We start from the raw sequence: 19,929 nt of genomic DNA on the forward strand, positions 1-19,929 counted from the left end.
GTCCTTGATTTTTGGCTTTTCATCACTATTCCTCAAACAATAAGTAATAGAGAAACATTCTTACTTGTGAGGCTTTATCGATATAAGCTAAACTCCTAAAAAATAAACAACTTAATCCAATCCCAAGGTTTTCAATGTTATTACGATTGACCCCGATTGTTGCCATCGCCTTACTATCTGGATGCTCACTAACCAAAGGCGAACAGTACCACCAAGAAACGTTAGCGGCGATTCAAAATTCAGAAGCGAATGTCAATAATCGCATTACCAACCTAGAGCTACAGCTCAGCAACCAATCGGACTATATCGACAGCCTTGAAGAACAAGTCGATAAACTACAGGTTGAACTTCTTACATTTCGCGATGAAGCAATGGCAGAAGTAAAAAAACCGAAAGAGCCGATTATTGTCCAATCTCCCGCTCCTGTGGAACCAACCCCAACTCACGATATTGTCCTTGGCTCTATCGAAAAGGTCACGGTAGAGTCGATTAAGCAAACTTTTGATGCACGTATCGACACTGGTGCCGCGACGTCGTCTTTAAATGCCGTTGATATTGAAGAGTTCGAAAGAAATGGTAAAAAATGGGTCCGATTCCACTTAGCAGACACCAGTAAATCCGAAGAAGAGAAAAGTACTTGGATCGAAGCTCCTGTCATTCGCTACGTCAAAATCCGCCAGGTTACCAGTGAAGAGTTAGAACGCCGCGCTGTGGTAGAACTTTGGGTGCGCGTTGGAAAAATTCATGAAAAAGCGCAATTTACGTTGGCAGATCGCTCACATATGAACCATCCTATTTTACTGGGTAGAGAATTTATGCGCGACATAGCACTTGTCGATGTAAGTCGTACCTATATCCAAACGGACGAAGATAAAAAATAATAAGGTAGATTATGACGTCAAAAATACCGTTTTACCTTTCTATCATCTTATTGGTGATTGCGGGCATTGCTCTGAGTGTTTTCAGACATGAAAACTACGGCGTGCCTTGGACGCCAGGCGAAACTCGCCAGGTATGGGATGTAGAAGCTCGTATTGAGTTCAATGCTAACGGCAACGAAGTAAAAGCGTCACTTGCAGCACCTCATACACAAAGTGGTTACACACTTATCGGTGAATCTGCTTCCTCATCAGGTTATGGCGTTTCCTACATCAATGACGATTCAGGCCGTCGTGCAGAATGGTCAATTCGCCAAGCTCAAGGGCCACAAACCATATACTACAAAGCCCAGTTCTTAGTAGACCCTCAGGCTAAAGTCACTCCTTTACCGCCAACGGAAGACATTACGCCACCAACGCTTTCAGCGCCACAAGCAGCAGCGGCAAATGCCCTTATCGAACGTGCGATGAGTCGCTCAGCCGATAATGTGACGTTTACTCGTGAGCTTATCAAAGCGCTTAATGACCCTGATAGCCAAAACTCGTCGCTACTACTGAACGATTTCAGCCGTACTGATGCACTGCATAACATTTTGCTTACCGCAGGTATACAGAGCAAAACCGTCGGTGTTATCGAACTAGAAGATGGTCGTCGACGCCAAACAATTCAACCAATGGTTCAGGTTTGGTCAGGTAAAGATTGGGTACTGTTTTCGCCAAAATCCGAACAAAAAGCAGTGAAACCCAACTTGTTAGTGTGGGATGAATCAAACGTATCCTTACTTGACCTTGTTGGTGGTAAAAATAGCCAAGTGCATTTCTCGATGATTAAGCAAGAAATGACACCACAACAAGCTACAAACAACAAAATAGAAGCAGATGGATTACTGAATATTTCAATTCATAGCCTACCTTTGGAAGAGCAAGCGATGTTCAAAACCATCATGCTCATCCCTATTGGTGCTCTGATCGTTGTGTTCTTGCGTGTGATTATCGGCCTGAAAACATCCGGTACCTTTATGCCTGTGTTGATTGCCGTTGCTTTTGTTCAAACTCAACTATTAACGGGTATTGTCGGTTTCTTGCTAATTGTAGGTACAGGCCTGATTATTCGAAGCTATTTGTCTAGGTTGAACTTATTGCTGGTAGCAAGGATATCTGCGGTCATTATTACCGTTATTATGATCATCTCGGTGTTCACCGTTGTTGCGTTTAAAATGGGCTTAACAGAAGGCCTAACAATTACCTTCTTCCCTATGATCATCTTGTCTTGGACGATTGAACGTATGTCAATCCTATGGGAAGAAGAAGGTGCGAAGGAAGTTGCTCTGCAAGGTGGTGGTTCATTGCTGACAGCGGTATTAGTTTACCTTGCAATGACGAACTCATACATTCAACACTTAACCTTTAACTTCATTGGTCTACAGTTGATTGTTCTGGCCGGTATTCTATTACTAGGTACTTACACAGGTTACCGCCTCACTGAGCTACGACGCTTCAAACCACTAGCGGAGGACTAAACGATGTTCGAAAGTTTTACTTCGCCGTCTAAGCTTCGCCATAAAGGCATTATGGGGATGAACAAGCGTAACCACAGCTATATTGGCCGTTACAATGATCGTTCTAAATACCCACTTGTCGATGACAAGCTAAAGACCAAAATTATTGCACAGGCAGCAGGAGCAACAGTTCCTGCCCTGATCGGTGTCATTCATAACCAAGCTGAAGTTAAGACTATCCACAAAATGGTTGAGAACTGGCCTGGTTTTGTAATCAAACCTGCACAAGGTAGTGGCGGTAAAGGCATTCTGGTTGTTACGTCTCACAAAAACGGGGTATATACCAAACCCTCCGGCTCTACAATTGGTAGGGATGAGGTCGAGCGTCACATTAGTAATGCGCTTGCTGGCCTTTTCTCTCTTGGTGGTAAAAATGACGTTGCTGTGGTTGAAAACTTAATCAAGTTTGATGACTGTTTTGATGGCTTCAGTTATGAAGGCGTACCAGATGTTCGGATCATCGTATTTAAAGGTTATCCAGTTATGGCGATGATGCGCTGTTCTACAGCGGCTTCCGACGGCAAAGCAAACCTTCACCAAGGTGCCGTAGGAGTAGGCATTGACATCGCGACAGGTAAAGCCGTCAGAGCGGTGCAGTTCGATCATCCAGTGACTCATCACCCTGATACAGGTAAAGACCTTTCGACCCTTCAAGTACCGCATTGGGAGCGCTTGCTGGAGCTTGCGTCAAGTGCCTGGGAAATGACAGGTTTGGGATACATGGGTACGGATATGGTGCTGGATAAAGATGAAGGACCTATGGTTTTAGAGCTTAACGCTCGCCCTGGTCTGGCAATCCAAATCGCTAATGGTGCAGGCTTGCTTCCTCGTTTGAAACACATAGAGAGCCTTGGCACACCTGCTGAGTATCCAAAACCGATTGAACGCGTCGCTTACGCGGCAGAGCAGTTCGGTGTGAAGCCGTTGTTCTAACCCTCCGACATAATGTTCGTTATTACTCGCCAGTAATTGTCATGATTACTGGCGTTTTTGTTCCCGCATCCAAAAACCTTGCACTTGCTCTCCTTATTAAACACATCCTTCTCATATATAAGTTGAATCAATGATCGAGCTAACAAAATCAACATAGATCGTTTCTTTTCTACTTTGCCTTTTGAGTATGATGAGAGCTCCCCTTACTCAACTTGAGAGGTTGGGAAATGCTAATAAAAGAAACAAATAATGATGAACCAGAGCTTGAAGAACAAGAGAGCTTAGACCAACACCTACAACGCTTGTCTGAGCTTTCTGTCCAAGCACTTGAAGAGCTTGCTGAAATGATCGAAGTCAGGGACGATATTCCAGAGGAATAAACGTCGCTTCCTCATTAAGTTCCGTTAATAAGCCGAGACTGCCGTCCTACAGTCTCGGCTTATCTTATGTATTTCGAAGCCTGCCTCGTAAACAGATACAAAAACGCCCGCATTCATTGCGGGCGTTTTGTTAGATTCGAAGTTTACGATTCAAACTCTTCAATCATCTCTTGTGCTTCGGTCTTAGGCTTATCCGTTTGACCAAAACCGCGCAGACCCACTACGTGTACGTGTTCGTGGTCTTTAAACACCTTACGCACCAGTTTGTAGGTCGTACCTTTCTCTGGGCTGATGTTTTCTGGTGCCGCGATAAGAAGCTGCATATCCAGACGGTCACACAATTCGAACAATGTCGCGATCGATTTCGCATCCAGACGCGCTGCTTCATCTAAGAACAGCAGACGACAAGGCACAATGTCTTTACTGCGCAGGCGGCGTGATTCTTCTTCCCAGCTTTGAACAACCATCAGTAGGATTGACTGACCAGTACCGATCGCCTCACCTGTTGATAGCGCGCCAGACTCAGCCTGTAGCCAACCATCTGTACCACGGTTCACTTCTACACTTAGCTCTAGGTAGTTACGGTAATCCAGTAGCTCTTCACCCAAAACCTGAGGAGAACGTTGACCCATATCGATATGTGGGTTCACACGTTGGAACAGCTTCGCCATTGCTTCGGAGAAAGTAAAGCGAGTCGATTCAAACAGGTCTTTGTGCTGCTCTTGTTGTGTCGCTAGACCGTTCAGTAGCACTTCGTGACTTTCGCGGATCTTCACGTTTAGACGTACGCCCTTCACCTGACCAAACGAAATGTTCGACAAGCCTTGATTCAGCATACGAATACGGTTTTGCTCACGCTGAATCGTCTTCTTGATGATGCTCGCTACCGACTCAGAGCTGATCGCTAGACGGTTTTCACGTTGCGTTAGCTCTTCCGTTAGACGCGCCAGCTCGACTTCCATCTCTTCGATTGCTTCAACTGGGTCATCAGTACGGATGATATCCTGACGAATACGCTCACGAAGGTGTTGGTATACAGCAATATAGAACAGAACTTTACGCTCTGGGCGAGCGTTGTCTTCTGATAGACGCAGCGCATCACGCAGGTCGTCATTGTTCGCAACCGCTAGACGCAGCGCACCCAGTGATTTATCCGACATCGAACGCAGTTCATCCGCTGACATGTAAGCCAGTTCACGCTTGTGTAGACGACGTTCAACATCGTTCTCGCGCGCCAGACGAAGTACAGAGCACCAGCCAGCTTTCGCTGCAACCACAAAGGTACGTAGCTCAACGTATTCTTTCTGAACTTTCTTCAGACGTTTCGCCAAGCCTTTCATCTCTAGTTCAGTAGAGGTGATTGTGCGCTCGTATTCGCTCTTACGGCTACGAGACGTGTGTAGACGCTCATGCAATTCATCACGACGACGCATTGCACGTTCTTCAGCACCTTCGTCCGCGTTCACGCCAAACTCTTGAAGTTCTTGTTTGAACTCTTGAACCGTTTCCAGTTTCGCTTGGTGTGAACTCTTCAATGACGCCAATACTTGGTTGTATTGGTTCATTTGGCCTTGCGACTGTTTCAACTCTTCACGAGAGCGTGTACGCATTTGTTCAGCTTGAACCAGTTTTGCTTTTAGCTGCTCGCTCAGTTCGCTGCTCTTGTTCAGTAGGTCTACTGAATCTGAGTAAGCGAAGTAGTGGCGACGCTCAACGAGATCTGAGAGTGCAAAGATTTGCTTCTTAAGATCTTGTAGCTGTTCGTCTGCCGCTTTGTATTCTGCTTCTAGCGCGTCGAATTGCTCTGGGTCAGCATCAAGCGCAGACGCAATATTCTCTAATTGCGCGACGGCTTTTGCATGGTTGCTTAAGAAGTTCTTCGCCTCTGCAAGCTGAGCGATTTTCTCTTCTAGCTCATCAAAACGCGCTTGCAATGACTCATCTTCAACAAGCACCATGTGTGACGCTAGCTTGTCCAGAGAAGACAACGCTTGCTTGCTGGTTTGAAGCTGAGAACGTTGTTGTTGCTCTTTCACATCCAGATCCGCCAACACGCGAGCAATTTGGTTACGCTTATCACGAATAGTTGCCAGTGCTTGTTCTGGATCGGCGTCAAAAGCAACCTGAATGTGGTTAGACACAAATAGGTTAAACGCTTGGTACAAGCGCTGCATTTTCTGAGAATCAAACGCCGCTTTTGCGTGTTTCTCTACCACTTCTTCTCGTTCGTTACGCAGCAACTCTAGACGCTGCTCACGTGCCGCACGGCCAAACAATGGGATCTCAGGCAAGCGAGAGTAACGCATTTGGCGATCGTTCATACGAACGCAAACCGCGCCCTCTAACTCTTCTGCATCGAACGAGCTGTCATCAAAGGCATCGATGTCACCTTCAATGATGTACAAGTCTTCTGGACAGTCGTCTAGCTCTACCAGTTTCTCTTCGATGCCTGACAAGTCAGAAACAACGATAGCGTGACGAGCCGGACCGTACATCGCACTGAAATAAGGCGCGTCATCAATCGTGATGTCATCGTAGATCTCAGACAGCAATACACCGCCCAGCGTATCTGCCAAACCTTTCAGGCGAGGGTCATTTGAACCACCAGGAGAAGCAAGACGCTCAATCTCAGAGTCTAGCTGGCTACGGCGCTCAGCAAGCTTATCTTTAGCTAAAGACAGCTCCCTTTCTTGTTCAAGGACAACTTGCATGTGGTTCATTACCGCATGGCGATCCTCAAGCTCTTCACCGCTCTGCTCTCTCAGTTTCTCTAGCGCATCGTTCGCCGCGATCCAAGCTGGTGCTATTGCTTCAAGCTTACTGATTTCTGCCACCGCGTTTTGCTCTAGACGGCGCTGTTCACCACGCTGATCACGAACTTCTTCTTGAGCTATCTCTAGTGATTCGATTTGCGTCGCATGACGTTCACGTTCTTGTTCAAACGTAACCTCATCGGTTAGTTCAACGTGATATTGCTTTTTGTATTCAGCAACCAGTTCACGTGCTTGACGCTGCTGGTTAAGGCTGCGTTCGAGATCACGGTGTTGTGCTCGCCATTGCTGTTCGTTTTGTGCGATTTGTTGTGACTCACGCGCTTTCGCGATTGCAGTTTTCGCATGTTCAGACGCGTCTTTGCGCTCAACTTGACCAACGATGCTTTGTACCAGTTTAAGCGCGGTTTCAAACTGCTCTGCCGCTGCAGAGGACATGTCCAGTTTGTGCTTAACCGATAGCAACGCATTGGTGTGTTCTGATTCTTTGCTCTTAAGCTCAGAGACAAGCGCTTGAGCCGATTCCGCCGTTAGGCTGTCATCGCCAAGTAGCTGCTTCGCTTTCTCCAGCGCTTGAACTGCTTGTTGATATTGAAGGGCGCGAGTTTGCTGAACGTCAAGAGCTTGCTGGTAATCAGCAAGTTGCGTCTTAAGGCTATCCACCTCTTCTTCTGCAACGGTAGCTTGCTCTTCAGCCATCATCACGCGTTCTTGCGCTTCTTCCACTACCATCATTTGTTCTTCAAGACGCTCGCTCAGCTCTTCAAGATCTTCTTGGTAGCGTTCGATCTTCTCTTGCTGACGCAGCGCGTTTTGCACCAGTTGCAAGTGATCAGAAGCCGCTTGGTAGTCTTGCTCTAAAGAAGATTCTGATTCGATCAGCAGTTCCAGCTCTTCTTGAACGCGATTAAGCAGATTGTTTTGCTCAATCAAGGTCTCGCGAGAACCAAATAACTCTGAACGCAAAGACAATGTCTGTTCTAGTTTTTTACGACGCTCGTTAGCATGGCGCATATAGTCCGCTGCCACGTAGTTAGTCGACTCTGTGATCAAGTGTTTGAACAAGTCACGGTCTGCTTGCGTAGTTTTGATCGCTTCTAGCGTCATGCGGTTTTCACGCAGCGCCGATTCCATATCTTGGAACGCTTTCTTCACGCCGCCGTTTTGTGGCAGAAGGTAGTCACGTAGCGAACGGGTAATCGCACTTGAGATACCACCGTAAAGCGATGCTTCGATCAGGCGGTAGAATTTAGAACGGTCACCAGAGTTACGCAGTTTCTTCGGAATCACACCGAATTCAAACATTTGTGCGTGGTAATCCACGATAGAAGAGAAGGCTTTAAATTGAACGCCTTCAAATTCTGCGATTGATTCTTTTACTTCATTGATTTGACGTACACGAGCTTGAGTCGCAGATACGCTTTCAACCAAGATATCTGTTGGTTTCACATGGCTTGGAAGACCTTGGATAACAAACGGTTTGATGTCTACTTTCTTATCACGACCTGCAACTTGCTGCAGTTTTACTGCGAACAATAGGCGTTGGTTACGTGAGTTAACCACGTCAAGCGCCGCATAACACGCGCCCGGCTGTAGCTTACCGTACAGACCTTTGTCGCGAGACGATTGGCTGCTGCCTGCTTCTGTCGTGTTACGGAAGTGCAGCAGCGTTTGGTCAGGAATCAATGCGGTGATGAACGCCGCCATTGTGGTTGATTTACCTGCACCGTTACCACCTGATAGCGTGGTGACCAGACCATCGATGTCAAACGTACGGGCAAAGAAGCCGTTCCAGTTGACCATGGTCAGCGATTGGTATTTACCGCGTTCAATCATGCTCATGCTTCACCCTCTTCTGTTGTTTCTTCTTGGGCTTGGTCGTCTTGATCTTCTTCAGACAATAAGCTGCCTTGGCTTGGCTCTTTGGTGTGCACTACCGCTTCACCATCACGGATCAGACGCAGCTGCGCTTCACGCATGTCATCGCCAATACGTACATCGGCACCAAAGCGGAATACCGCTTCACTGATGCTGAACTTACCGGTTTCACCGATGTTGATGATCATGCCTAGGCGACGCAGACGACGAAGTGACGTACGTACTTTTTCAAACAGCTTTTCTTTATCAAGGTCAGAACCGGTAGCACGGTTCGTCACTAGCTTCATCAGCTTATTTTCATCTGCTAGAGCAAGCAGTTCGTCGTACAGCTCTTGGTTAGTGAAGATGCCTTCGTGCGCAAGACGCTCTGGGCTTAGGTAAAGGAAACACAGTACCTTACCCACCAGCATATCCAGTTCAGAAAGAACACTACGGCCAATCAGAGACGTTGAACGAGGACGAAGATAGAAGAAACCTTCTGGCGCTTTCACCAATTCGGTGTTGTAGCGTTGGTAGAAAGAAGAAAGCTCAAGTTCGAAATCCGACAGCAACGCGTGGTTGTCTAGATCTTCACTTGAGATATGACGCCCTGCTCGAAGCATGCTGTCTAGCGCTGGGAACAGAGGGTTAGAAATTGCTTTTGCCAGATTCTCTGACATGTATTCATTAGTATCGGTCGATGACATTCGCTTGTACCTTTGCCCCAAATTCGTTGATTGCTTTCCAGTCTGGTTGAATCGCTTGGTAATCCGATTCTGAATACCCTAGACGTACAGCTTGATCGACGATAATGCGAGCTAAATCAAAATGATGAGTGTAAGGGTGCTGTGCAAGGTAATCTCGCAGTACCACACTCAAGTCGATTGGCGTGCCTTGATCTTTATGCGCTTTTAGCATGTCACCAATTCGTTCAGACAGCTCATCATTGACTTGTTGAAACTCTTCGTATTCTACTTCCATCGGAACTTGACCCGTGACCTCGTCATCACGCAGTACTAGGGCCTCATCACGAAGGTCAGAAAGCCTCTCCGCATCTGCATAAGTCAGATACCAAGGCGCATCGAAGTAATCTTTGACGGATTGACGCAGACGCGAGCTAAACGCACGGTTCTTATCCATATCGATTGCAGTACGAATAAACTTGTGCACGTGTCGGTCATAACCAATCCAAAGGTCGATCGCTTGCTGGCCCCAGCTTGTGATTCGGTCCAGCTTCATTTGCAGACCAAACAAGGCTTCTTCGATAAACACTAGCTCAGGGTCACCGTAAACAATTTCTTGAATATCGAGGATCTGAGTTTGCAGTTCATCACTGGCGGCTTGCAGCGTATCTTGAAGTTCACGCAACGTGCTTGATGTTTCTGACAGAAGTGCTTCACAGTTGTTGATCGCTTCGCGCCAGTCTTTGTTAAGCAGGTCAGCAATCTGTTGTTTCACTGACTGTTGCTGCTCATCCATAACACGTTGGTTGAGGTCAATTTGATCGAAGATTTCGCCTACAGAATATTTTAAAACACCGTATACGTTTTTCTTCCAGTGACCCGGTGTGCCACCTTTTTGTGCTGCCTCAATCGCTTTCGCCATTTCATCCGCTACCATGGATAGCTGGATAGATAGACGCAGTTTTGAGAACTCACGATGACGCACGTAGTAGTCGGTTATTCCTATCGCTAATGGCGACAAGCGGTAAATGCTCGCTCCGTCAGTAATCTCACTGACAAAACGGCTCATAAGACGCTGCTTAACCATCTCGTTGATCGCATTGTTCGCACGAAAAGCGGAGGCTTCGCCGGTCTCATCAAATAGTCGAGTGACGATGGCAAATGCATCATGCAGTTCACCTTCACCCAGTTCTTCATCGAACCTTTCATTACTCAGTACGGCAATGGCTATCAAAAATGCCAATCGCTCTGTGGTCAGGTTCAACGAGAAATCGTGCTGCTTAACCCAGCCAACCAGCTCATCGATTGGTTGCTCTGCAGCATTGAGAGTCATCTCACTCATTGTTATTCCTGTTTATCGTTCTTTTTAGCCCACACATGAATGTAGCGGCCTAATGAGAGGTATGGCTCTTGTCGACAAAGTTGTTTTTCTAGCGCCAACACATCTTCAAACTCGTAATCACCCATGTATTCCATATTGCCTATGTAATCACTAAATGAGCGAATACCAGATTTGCCACAAATATTAAAACCTGAATTTTCTATCCACTGGTAGACTTCTTCAGGTTTTAAGCCTTTTTGCGGCTGTAGTTTAAATCTTTTTCGGTGAGGCATGCCGTCTAATATATGAGGAATGTTGCCACAAACCACGTTTTTATAGACTAAACCGTGGTGGTTGTAGAACATGACTGATGCGATACCTCCCGGTTTTACTTGTTCAAGAACTGTTTCAAGTGCGGTCTTAGGATCAACCAGCCACTCCATCACAGCGTGGAACATAACCAGATCGACCTGTCCATCCATATGTTCACCGATGGATTGGACAGGCGAATGAATCAGGCGATACTGCTCAAGCAAACCGTTTTTTTCAATATCCTGCTTAGCCAACTGCAGCATTTCCGAAGATAGATCACATAAAGCGATTCGATGTCCGAGCTTAGCAAGCTTTTGCGACATTTGTGCCAAACCACCACCAGCGTCCAACACTTCTAGGGGTTGCTGGTCAGCATCTAATTCACTTAGAATCTGTAGAAAATCTTCCCACACAATGATTTGGCGGATCTCCCCTTTATCGGAGCCGTAAATATTTTTTGCAAATTTGTGGGCGATATCGTCGAAATTGCGGTCTTCTGTCACTTCTGCTGAGTTATCATAACGGATTGTGCCGCTATTCTGGCACAAGGAAAGCAGGAATAAAGAGGGATACCCTCATTTTTATTATCAATTGATGTTTTTTCGGACTATTTATGTATGTTTGAGCTGAAAAAAGTAGTGTCAGCCATGCTTATGCCCCTTCCGGCATTGCTGCTGATAGGCTTGTTGGGTCTTGCTCTCATTAGTTTTACTACAAAACGTAAAACTGGCTGCTTCGTTGTTCTATTCTCTTTTGTTGGCATTTTTCTTGTTGCCTTCCAACCTGTTTCAACCAAGCTTCTTATGCCGTTAGAGCGAGAGCATAAAGCCTTTTTGCCAGTTTCTGGCACCATCGACTACGTGATGGTTTTAGGGAATGGTCATGTTATCGATGACGAAATTCCACCCACCTCGCAGTTAAGCCGTGCAGCATTAATGCGCTTAACTGAGGGCATTCGTATTTTAAGAATGTATCCAGGCGCGAAATTAATCTTATCCGGCTATGCTGGCGGATCTGAAATTAGCCACGCGCGAATGATGGCGAACGTTGCCCTTGCGTTGGGAGTCGCGAAATCCGATATCATTTTATTAGAAGATGCGAAAGATACGTGGGAAGAGGCGCGTCAAGCGGCTGCATTCGTTCAACAAAAGGAGATTGTGTTAGTCACTTCTGCGAGTCACATGAGCCGTGCATTGTATGAGTTCAACGCAGCAGGCATTAAACCAATCCCAGCCCCGACCAACTTCTTAGCTATTAGCGAGATAAGTCAACCTTGGGATAAATACTCACCTAAAGCGCGTTACTTAGAACAAACAGAGCTTTATTGGCATGAGTACTTGGGCAGTATTTGGCAAAGGTTGCGTGATACTGTCGGCCAAACACCAATGGTTGAAGCAAACTAGTATTATCTTGAAGCCACAAAAAAGGAGAGCCCAAGCTCTCCTTTTTCTTTTTACGATTGAGTTATGTTCCAACTAGTCACCAGCAAACATATAGCCTTCGCCGTGTACCGTTACAAAAATCTGTGGGTTCTTAGGATCGAACTCCATTTTTGCGCGCATACGTCGAATAAGAACATCAATGGTGCGGTCATTCGGCGCATCCACTCGATGGCTGATCATGTTCAAAATACGCTCACGACTTAACACCTGGTTAGGATAAGACGATAATGCCACCAAAAGTTCATACTCTGCTTTAGTTAGTTTTACTGGCTCACCGTTGCGGCTAAGTGCGCGACGTTGAATGTCGAATGTCCACTCCCCAAAGCGCACAATGTGCTCTTCACTGGTTTCATTCGCTTTCGAGCTGCCACTGCGCGCTGCTGAAATACGCCACAGCAAGTTTTTAACGCGAACTAACAGCTCTCTCAGTTCAAAAGGTTTTGTCACATAATCGTCAGCACCCATTTCTAGGCCTACGATTTTATCAATGCTATCCGTGCGTCCTGTTACTAATATGATACCAATATCCGATTGGCTACGTAACTCACGAGTAAGCATCAGGCCGTCTTCACCAGGCAGGTTAATATCCAGCATGATCAGGTCTACATCGCCCGCTTGCAAAACTTCACGCATTTCTGCGCCACTCTCTGCTTCGCTGACTTGGTAGCCCTCATTTTGGAAATATCCCGCAAGCTTACTACGAGTTACAACATCATCTTCTACGACTAATACGTGATAGCTCATTTACACCACTTTTCTGTCTTCTTATTATCCAAGACGTATTCTATTCATAACTAGTAACATTTCTAGTCATAGATACATTAAAACGCAAGATTTAGCGTTTTTATTGATTCAAAACAAGCTTGCCCATTGCTATTAATAAACGGTCATTTTTGACCATAAAACATAACAATTATAGTTACTGCTATTCATTTTAATTGATTACACTTAGGGGATATCCCTAATTGACTTTGTGATGCATGACTTGAAGCATCATTCAGGAGCCCAAAATGCAAGAAGTGAAAGCTTTTAATGAAAAACGCGCTGAAATTTACTGGTGGTTTTCGAGCTTGTTCGCAAAAGAACTAACAGAGAAAGAATTGGAAGCCTATCACAGTGTTGAAATTCGCAGTTTTCTCGCAGGTTTAGGTGAAAATGAGTCGCTGAAACCAGCTGTTGATAGCCTAGTTGATGCGCTGAATCGGTTACAAGATCGTGAAGATGCACAACTAGAGCTTGCAGCTGACTTTTGTGAACTGTTTTTGAAGACAGAAAAATACGGCGCTCTTCCTTACGCATCCATGTACATTGGTGAATCAGGTTTACTGAATGACAAGCCAGCTGAGGAAATGGAAAAGTTGATGGCTGAATTTGGCGTTCAAGTAGACGAAAACCTAAAGGAACCTGCGGATCACTTAGCCGTTGAGCTCGACTTTCTCGGGAACATGATTATCCGCTCAAACGAGCTTGAACAAGAAAAACACATGGAAGAAGCCTTCGTTAAACAAAACGACTTTATCCAGCAACAATTGATGTCTTGGTTACCTCAATTTTCAGACAAATGTAAAAAAATCGACGAATTTGGATTTTACTCGAGTGTCGCGAAACTATTAGTTGCATTTTGTAAACTAGACAGCGCCTACCTTCTTGGTGAATAATTGCCGCCTATTTTTAGGGAGCCTGCCTATCGGGCTTCCTGTATGCCTGAAAGTGACCAATTGTAAGTAACTTGGGTATAATATTCGTTTGCCTTAACTTAGCGCAAAGACGCTTGGTTATTTAGCAGTCAAAATGTGACTTCAAATACACAAATCTCTTGCTGAAAACATTGCTAGTCAGTCCACATAGGGCTAAAATGTGAGCGCAAACGATTAAATATGATTTATATGTAAACCGCTGAAATATAGCGGTTTTTGTGTTTTCTTAACAGGTTGATGGCAATTTCTCATCAGATAGAAAAAAGATAAAATTCATCGACCGATGCTGCTACGCACCCTTTTGTCGCACTTGGATCAACCGCTGCCGAGACACTTAGCGCCAATTTTAGATTGCTAGGTGTGAAACCATTAGAGCATCAGGTACATCCAATACGACATATTTCAGTAGCTCGATACAGGACACCATTTATGGCCACGATAAAAGACGTTGCTCGCTTAGCCGGCGTTTCCACTACGACAGTTTCGCACGTTATCAATAAAACGCGTTTCGTTGCAGAAGCAACGCAAGAAAAAGTAATGAAAGCCGTTGACGAGCTGAATTACGCGCCAAGTGCCGTTGCACGCAGCCTAAAATGCAACTCAACTCGTACGATTGGCATGTTAGTAACTCAATCAACTAACCTATTTTTCTCAGAAGTGATTGATGGCGTTGAGAGCTACTGTTACCGCCAAGGCTATACTCTGATTTTATGTAACACAGGCGGGATTTACGAAAAACAACGCGATTACATTCGTATGCTGGCTGAAAAGCGCGTTGATGGCATCCTTGTGATGTGTTCTGACTTAACCGAAGAACTAAAAGAGATGCTTGACCGTCATGCGGACATTCCTAAAGTGGTCATGGATTGGGGCCCAGAGAGCTCACAAGCAGACAAGATCATGGATAACTCAGAAGAAGGTGGCTACATTGCAACCAAACATCTGATTGACAATGGTCATACGGATATCGCTTGTCTAAGCGGTCATTTTGAAAAGCTTGCTTGCCAAGAGCGCATTGCAGGTTTCCGTCGCGCAATGAGCGAAGCGAACCTAGCTGTAAATGAAGACTGGATCCTTGAAGGTAACTTTGAATGTGATACGGCCGTATTAGTTGCAGATAAAATTACCGCAATGGACAAGCGCCCGACGGCGGTATTCTGTTTTAACGACACAATGGCTCTAGGCCTAATGAGCCGCTTGCAACAAAACGGGATCAAAATTCCTGAAGATATTTCAGTGATCGGCTACGACAACATCGAGCTTGCGGAATACTTCTCTCCACCGCTAACGACTATCCACCAACCTAAACGTCGTGTTGGTAAAAATGCATTCGAAATTCTACTTGAGCGTATCAAAGATAAAGAACACGAAAAACGAGTTTTCGAAATGCAACCTGAGCTTGTAATTCGAAATACTGTGAAAAAAATGAACTAAATTTCACTGTATTTAACCGTGTTAAATAAGCGCTCTACAGGGGCGCTTATTTTTTGGGGAAAATTAAGCATTCTCTAATACTTCACACTGCTCTAATAACAATTGACTAACGTTAACTCCCTGTTTTATATAAATGTAATATATATTAAGAACTCCTTTTCAAAGGCCAATTTGCACCTTTCCATATGCAAAATAGAGCATTCAATCTATCATTTTTATTGAACCAAAATCACACTTTTAACGCTAAACCGTGATGTTAATTCAATATAAGAAGTATGCTCATTGTGTCACGCACAGGGCAAACCATTCGAAAGAGTGGGACGCAAAGCCTCCGGCCTGAACCATATTACGATATGGAAGGTAGCGGGGTTACCGATGGCAAGTGTGTAAGCAATGACTTTACTCTGTAATGACATTGTTTTTACGCATGTTTGCTACTCTCTCGGACCTGACTTTTGGTGGCGTAATATTAATTACACCGAGATAACAAAACATGGATAAACCGATACTCAAAGACTCTATGAAGCTATTTGAGGCACTTGGTAATATCAAGTCGCGCTCAATGTTTGGTGGCTTCGGACTATTCGCTGATGAAACAATGTTTGCACTAGTGGTAAACAATCAGCTTCATATCAGAGCAGACCAAAAAACTTCATCTGACTTCGAGAAACAAGGGCTAAAGCCTTACGTTTATAAAAAACGTGGCTTCCCAGTCGTTACAAAGTACTACGCTATTTCCAGCGATTTATGGGAATCAAGCGAACGCTTAATCGAAGTAGCGAATCAATCATTGAAAAAGGCAAAGCTTGAGAAAGAACAGCAAGCAAGTACAAAGCCTAACCGTTTGAAAGATTTGCCTAACTTACGACTGGCTACCGAGCGCATGCTAAAAAAAGCCGGCATCGAATCCGTAGAGAAGCTTGAAGAGGAAGGTGCGCTTAACGCCTATAAAGCGATAAGAGATACACACTCTGCAACCGTCAACATTGAGTTGCTATGGGCACTAGAAGGTGCTATCAACGGCACTCATTGGAGTGTGGTACCTCAAGCTCGCCGAGATGAGTTGATGAACGGCCTCCAATAAAAGTCGGCCTAAAAACTATCTTGTAAAACCGCAGTCTAATCTGCGGTTTTTTTGTGAAATTTTTTCGGTTTTCCTACTGTCTTATTACATATATCCCAAATTGGAATCAAAATTATGAATAAGAAACTGATATTAGGTCTCATCCTACTAGCGGCTATCGTCTTTTTAGGTATTAACTTTGGCCAGTATTTAACCTTAGAGAATGCAAAAGCCCAACAAGAAGCACTAACTACATACATCGATCAGAATTTTATATTCTCGGCTGCGATTTACTTTTTTACCTACATTGCAATTACCGCTTTTTCTATCCCAGGAGCGGCAGTAGTCACCTTACTTGGTGCAGCCTTATTTGGTTTTTGGACAAGCTTGCTACTGGTTTCTTTCGCTAGCACTATGGGGGCAACACTGGCCTTCTTGAGCAGCCGATACTTATTGCGTGACTGGGTACAAAACAAATTCGGAAATAAACTCAACGCAATTAATCAAGGTGTCGAAAAAGACGGAGCTTTTTATCTATTTTCCTTGCGTCTAATCCCTGTATTCCCTTTCTTTCTAATCAACTTACTGATGGGCTTAACACCGATGTCTGTAGGTCGATTTTATCTCACTAGCCAAATAGGTATGCTGCCAGGCACAGCCGTATATCTGAATGCAGGTACTCAATTAGCAACAATTGAAAGCCTATCGGGCATTGTTTCACCCGCAGTATTAGCGTCTTTTGCGCTATTGGGACTATTTCCAATCATCACTAAATGGGTTATGAATAAAGTAAGGCCGACACCAAGTCAGCAAAACTCGTAATTGGTGAAGTGGGTATTTTGATGAAAATATTTATCGCTAAAAACCCAGCAGAAGCACACATTGTATGTGAGCTGCTTAAAGTGGAACAAATTTACTGTGAAGTTCGCGGAGAAGGTATTTTCGGCTTAAAAGGAGAACTGCCGTTTGGTGATGATACCGATCCTTATGTGTGGCTTTTTGACACGGCACAAAAGATGAAAGCTGAAGAAATAGTAAAAGCATATCGAAAACAATCCGATAGGCATGAGTATCAAGATTGGCAATGCCCAAAATGTCATGAAATAAACGAAGGGCAATTTGGTGCATGTTGGCAATGTGGATATCAACTAGGAGAGCTATAGCGGCTCTCCTATTCAGTGGATGCACTCAGTTTTAAGCACATACAGCTTGCTGTTTAATAAACTCGATGGAGTGTTGATTGAAGTCTTCTGGACGCTCTACATTGCATACATGACCACAATTCGGGATTTCTCGTAGAATGCTGAGCTTATGTGCTGCAACCATTTCTTTGACAGGTTTAATAAACATGTAATCCCTGTCGCCCATTAAGTAAAGAGTCGGAATGGGTAACTCTCGATCTTTAAAATATTTCATTAACGGATTTACATCAGCGGCAAGAATAAACCAACGTTTAAATTCTTTTTGGCAAAGCTTCTTGGCTTCGCGAATAAAAAGGTGGCGAGATTCTCGTTGGCTTCTTTGAGGCATAACAATATAAGCGAACAGTTTGTAGAGCCACATGTACGGTAGGATATGCTTACAAAAATTACCTAATTTCACCAATATCTGAGAACGAGTGTTAAGCCTTGTGACAGCACCGCCGAGCACCATCGAACGTACGCGCTCTGATGACAATTCAGCAAGGTTTCGAACAATAATAGTACCAAGCGACATACCGACAAAATGAGCGGATTGGATCTTTAAATGATCCAATACTTTCAAAATATCTTGGGTAACTTCCGTAAAGGTATAACGGCTAGCAATGAGCTCTTTAAGTAACTGATTTGACTTTCCATGACCTCTTAAATCGATCAGCAATAAGTTAAAGTGTTGCTTGTAAGCTTTAATTTGCTTGAACCAGATAGAAGAGCTACCACCAGCACCGTGCACAAATACAACCCACTCATTACTAGTAGGGTGCAAATAGGTTTTATGAAAAAGTAGCGGCTGGGTCATATTGAGTATCAAAAAGATCGTGCTATTGAGTAAAAAGCCATCCTACCACACTCCCCTTACTCAAGATAATAAAGGCACCTCATTCGGTGCCTTTCGTTACAATTTTAAGTCAAACTAACGCTGAGTGGTAAAGCTGCAAATAAGATTCTGCGGCCTTTTGCCAACAAAAGTCTTGTTGCATCGCGTGCAACTGTACTTTATTCACTTCAGGCTCGTTTTGAGCGTAGAGCAACAGTGCCCTTAGCATCGTTAACAACAATGCCTGCGGTGTCGGTTCGAAAAAAACAAACCCCGTTGCTTCAGATGGGTTTACATCATAATCGCTAACGCTGTCCTTTAAGCCACCAACACCGCGTACTATCGGTAATGTCCCATAAGCCATACTATAGATTTGGTTTAAGCCACATGGTTCAAACTCAGAAGGCATCAAGAAGAAATCAGAACCAGCTTCAACGATATGCGCAAGTTCATTGTCATACGCTTCTACAAAGGCAAATTTGCTAGAAAACTTCGCGGCAACCTCTCGTAACTGAGCGGCAAGAACAGGGTCTCCGGTCCCAACGACAACTAGCTGAACATCGTGCTTCAAAAAATCGGCCAAAGCAGGCAACAAGTAATGAACGCCTTTCTGCTGGGTCAACCGACAAACCATACCGAACATAGCTACATTTTTTTCGGGCAAATTTAGTCGTTGTTGTAATGCTTTTTTACAAGCTTTCTTCCCTTGCGACATACTTTGCTGGTCGGCGCAGTAATTAACCGGCAAGTAGGTATCCGTTTCCGGATTCCAAGCGCTGTAATCACAACCATTCAAGATGCCGACTAAGTCCTGCGCACGTTGCTGAAACTCCCAAGCCATGCCGTGACTGCCAAGCTCTGTTTTTAGTTCCTCTGCGTACGTAGGGCTAACCGCGTTTATCTTATCTGCATTCATTACACCAGCTTTAAGCATCGTAATATGCGTTGCACTCACCGCAGCATCGGGAACGTTTCTACAATGAAACTCTGGCAAACACTGCACGTCTTCATAACTAAATACGCCTTTAAAGACCGCATTGTGAATTGAAATGACGCTTTTAGTATGAGCAAAAAACGGATCATTGCCATACCTGTGCTTGAGCAAAAATGGAACAAGACCTGTGTGCCAATCGTTCGCGTGTATGATATTAGGTTGAAAGGCGAGCTTGGGTAACATATCGAGACATGCTGCACTAAAAAACGCAAAGCGCTCGCCGTTATCAGTATACGCTTGGTTGTTCTCCGCATACATTGATGGTCGATTGAAATACGGCGGACAATCAATCAGGTAAATAGGATTTTGACCTAACATGAGCCGCAAAACTCGATACTCCGTATGCGGCCATGATGTTAATTCTGTTTCTAATACAACTTCTGCGTCTGCGAGTTTATCAATACTGCTGTACGCAGGGATGGTAATTCTTACGTCTTGCTGTAGGTTTTGAAGGGCTTCCGGTAGTGCCTTGGCAACATCTGCCAAGCCACCACTTTTAATGAGGCCTTCAACCTCAGAAGCTACAAACAGAATAGATAAGTTGTTAGTAGCCAACTCGAGCTCCTTTCGGAATAACAACAATGCCCTC

Annotated in this window: 17 protein-coding genes and 1 riboswitch; of the genes, 10 read left to right on the top strand and 7 right to left on the bottom strand. The window is 44.6% G+C overall.

Features of this window, described 5'->3' with window-relative positions:
• Positions 1-134 precede the first annotated feature (134 nt).
• From R7E00_RS13930 to R7E00_RS13945, 4 genes are all read left to right on the top strand, one after another.
• Positions 135-881 carry an ATP-dependent zinc protease gene (locus R7E00_RS13930; RefSeq protein WP_005378391.1) on the top strand — a complete coding sequence of 249 codons (747 nt, stop codon included), beginning with the start codon at positions 135-137 and terminating at the stop codon, positions 879-881.
• Between the two features lie 11 nt (positions 882-892).
• The gene (locus tag R7E00_RS13935) at positions 893-2,398 is read left to right on the top strand and encodes an inactive transglutaminase family protein (RefSeq protein ID WP_005378389.1); all 1,506 of its coding nucleotides are present in this window, start codon (positions 893-895) and stop codon (positions 2,396-2,398) included.
• 3 nt (positions 2,399-2,401) lie between these two features.
• The gene (locus R7E00_RS13940; RefSeq protein WP_005378387.1) at positions 2,402-3,370 is read left to right on the top strand and encodes an alpha-L-glutamate ligase-like protein; all 969 of its coding nucleotides are present in this window, start codon (positions 2,402-2,404) and stop codon (positions 3,368-3,370) included.
• A 227-nt stretch (positions 3,371-3,597) separates the two neighbouring features.
• Positions 3,598-3,750 carry a hypothetical protein gene (locus tag R7E00_RS13945; protein ID WP_005378381.1) on the top strand — a complete coding sequence of 51 codons (153 nt, stop codon included), beginning with the start codon at positions 3,598-3,600 and terminating at the stop codon, positions 3,748-3,750.
• Between the two features lie 143 nt (positions 3,751-3,893).
• Here R7E00_RS13945 and mukB read toward each other — a convergent pair whose 3' ends face one another.
• Genes mukB through cmoM form a run of 4 tightly spaced genes read right to left on the bottom strand, consistent with a single transcriptional unit; the run spans position 3,894 to position 11,197 of the window.
• Positions 3,894-8,357, bottom strand: coding sequence for a chromosome partition protein MukB (gene mukB / locus R7E00_RS13950; protein ID WP_031777201.1), 4,464 nt, complete (start codon positions 8,355-8,357; stop codon positions 3,894-3,896).
• Positions 8,358-8,359: 2 nt separating this feature from the next.
• Positions 8,360-9,085: a chromosome partition protein MukE gene (gene mukE, locus R7E00_RS13955; RefSeq protein ID WP_005378379.1), complete on the bottom strand. Its 726-nt coding sequence runs from the start codon at positions 9,083-9,085 to the stop codon at positions 8,360-8,362.
• Positions 9,066-10,403, bottom strand: a complete 1,338-nt coding sequence (mukF, locus tag R7E00_RS13960) for a chromosome partition protein MukF (RefSeq protein ID WP_318124435.1) — start codon at positions 10,401-10,403, stop codon at positions 9,066-9,068. Before mukF ends, mukE begins: the two co-directional genes overlap by 20 nt.
• 2 nt (positions 10,404-10,405) lie before the next feature.
• On the bottom strand, positions 10,406-11,197 hold the full coding sequence (gene cmoM / locus R7E00_RS13965; RefSeq protein WP_054578034.1) for a tRNA uridine 5-oxyacetic acid(34) methyltransferase CmoM: 792 nt from the start codon (positions 11,195-11,197) through the stop codon (positions 10,406-10,408).
• A 114-nt stretch (positions 11,198-11,311) separates the two neighbouring features.
• On the opposite strand from cmoM, the gene elyC reads away from it, so the two are divergent.
• Positions 11,312-12,097: an envelope biogenesis factor ElyC gene (elyC, locus tag R7E00_RS13970; protein ID WP_005387893.1), complete on the top strand. Its 786-nt coding sequence runs from the start codon at positions 11,312-11,314 to the stop codon at positions 12,095-12,097.
• 72 nt (positions 12,098-12,169) lie between these two features.
• Here the strand turns inward: elyC and torR are convergent, their stop codons facing one another.
• Positions 12,170-12,880, bottom strand: a complete 711-nt coding sequence (torR, locus tag R7E00_RS13975; protein WP_005378370.1) for a two-component system response regulator TorR — start codon at positions 12,878-12,880, stop codon at positions 12,170-12,172.
• 266 nt (positions 12,881-13,146) lie between these two features.
• On the opposite strand from torR, the gene torD reads away from it, so the two are divergent.
• The 5 genes from torD to R7E00_RS14000 all read left to right on the top strand — a co-directional run bounded on the left by torD (position 13,147) and on the right by R7E00_RS14000 (position 17,493).
• On the top strand, positions 13,147-13,794 hold the full coding sequence (torD, locus tag R7E00_RS13980) for a molecular chaperone TorD (protein WP_318124436.1): 648 nt from the start codon (positions 13,147-13,149) through the stop codon (positions 13,792-13,794).
• 468 nt (positions 13,795-14,262) lie between these two features.
• Positions 14,263-15,267: an HTH-type transcriptional repressor PurR gene (purR, locus tag R7E00_RS13985; RefSeq protein WP_033905052.1), complete on the top strand. Its 1,005-nt coding sequence runs from the start codon at positions 14,263-14,265 to the stop codon at positions 15,265-15,267.
• A gap of 287 nt (positions 15,268-15,554) precedes the next feature.
• A riboswitch (cyclic di-GMP riboswitch) is annotated at positions 15,555-15,644 on the top strand.
• A gap of 116 nt (positions 15,645-15,760) precedes the next feature.
• On the top strand, positions 15,761-16,351 hold the full coding sequence (locus R7E00_RS13990) for a TfoX/Sxy family DNA transformation protein (RefSeq protein ID WP_005378367.1): 591 nt from the start codon (positions 15,761-15,763) through the stop codon (positions 16,349-16,351).
• Positions 16,352-16,465: 114 nt separating this feature from the next.
• Complete coding sequence (locus tag R7E00_RS13995; RefSeq protein ID WP_262606132.1) at positions 16,466-17,152, top strand: TVP38/TMEM64 family protein; 687 nt, start codon at positions 16,466-16,468, stop codon at positions 17,150-17,152.
• Between the two features lie 20 nt (positions 17,153-17,172).
• A complete protein-coding gene (locus tag R7E00_RS14000) occupies positions 17,173-17,493 on the top strand; it encodes a DUF2007 domain-containing protein (protein ID WP_017820033.1) in 321 nt (106 codons plus the stop codon).
• A gap of 31 nt (positions 17,494-17,524) precedes the next feature.
• Here the strand turns inward: R7E00_RS14000 and R7E00_RS14005 are convergent, their stop codons facing one another.
• Together R7E00_RS14005 and glgA are read right to left on the bottom strand one after the other, a co-directional pair.
• The gene (locus R7E00_RS14005; RefSeq protein ID WP_017820032.1) at positions 17,525-18,328 is read right to left on the bottom strand and encodes an alpha/beta fold hydrolase; all 804 of its coding nucleotides are present in this window, start codon (positions 18,326-18,328) and stop codon (positions 17,525-17,527) included.
• Between the two features lie 109 nt (positions 18,329-18,437).
• Complete coding sequence (gene glgA / locus R7E00_RS14010) at positions 18,438-19,895, bottom strand: glycogen synthase GlgA (RefSeq protein ID WP_193837457.1); 1,458 nt, start codon at positions 19,893-19,895, stop codon at positions 18,438-18,440.
• Positions 19,896-19,929: the final 34 nt, after the last annotated feature.

The sequence above is a fragment of the Vibrio sp. Vb1755 genome, assembly GCF_033338635.1.
In the GTDB taxonomy this organism is placed as follows: Bacteria; Pseudomonadota; Gammaproteobacteria; order Enterobacterales; family Vibrionaceae; genus Vibrio; species Vibrio alginolyticus.

Excerpts from the sequence above, each read along its gene's own strand:
- R7E00_RS14000 (WP_017820033.1), top strand. The coding sequence starts at position 17,173 with ATGAAAATATTTATCGCTAAAAACCCAGCAGAAGCACACATTGTATGT.
- torD (WP_318124436.1), top strand. The coding sequence starts at position 13,147 with ATGCAAGAAGTGAAAGCTTTTAATGAAAAACGCGCTGAAATTTACTGG.
- R7E00_RS13995 (WP_262606132.1), top strand. The coding sequence starts at position 16,466 with ATGAATAAGAAACTGATATTAGGTCTCATCCTACTAGCGGCTATCGTC.
- mukB (WP_031777201.1), bottom strand. The coding sequence starts at position 8,357 with ATGATTGAACGCGGTAAATACCAATCGCTGACCATGGTCAACTGGAAC.
- mukF (WP_318124435.1), bottom strand. The coding sequence starts at position 10,403 with ATGAGTGAGATGACTCTCAATGCTGCAGAGCAACCAATCGATGAGCTG.
- R7E00_RS13945 (WP_005378381.1), top strand. The coding sequence starts at position 3,598 with ATGCTAATAAAAGAAACAAATAATGATGAACCAGAGCTTGAAGAACAA.
- purR (WP_033905052.1), top strand. The coding sequence starts at position 14,263 with ATGGCCACGATAAAAGACGTTGCTCGCTTAGCCGGCGTTTCCACTACG.
- R7E00_RS13930 (WP_005378391.1), top strand. The coding sequence starts at position 135 with ATGTTATTACGATTGACCCCGATTGTTGCCATCGCCTTACTATCTGGA.
- torR (WP_005378370.1), bottom strand. The coding sequence starts at position 12,880 with ATGAGCTATCACGTATTAGTCGTAGAAGATGATGTTGTAACTCGTAGT.
- R7E00_RS13940 (WP_005378387.1), top strand. The coding sequence starts at position 2,402 with ATGTTCGAAAGTTTTACTTCGCCGTCTAAGCTTCGCCATAAAGGCATT.
- elyC (WP_005387893.1), top strand. The coding sequence starts at position 11,312 with ATGTTTGAGCTGAAAAAAGTAGTGTCAGCCATGCTTATGCCCCTTCCG.
- R7E00_RS13990 (WP_005378367.1), top strand. The coding sequence starts at position 15,761 with ATGGATAAACCGATACTCAAAGACTCTATGAAGCTATTTGAGGCACTT.
- R7E00_RS13935 (WP_005378389.1), top strand. The coding sequence starts at position 893 with ATGACGTCAAAAATACCGTTTTACCTTTCTATCATCTTATTGGTGATT.
- mukE (WP_005378379.1), bottom strand. The coding sequence starts at position 9,085 with ATGTCATCGACCGATACTAATGAATACATGTCAGAGAATCTGGCAAAA.
- R7E00_RS14005 (WP_017820032.1), bottom strand. The coding sequence starts at position 18,328 with ATGACCCAGCCGCTACTTTTTCATAAAACCTATTTGCACCCTACTAGT.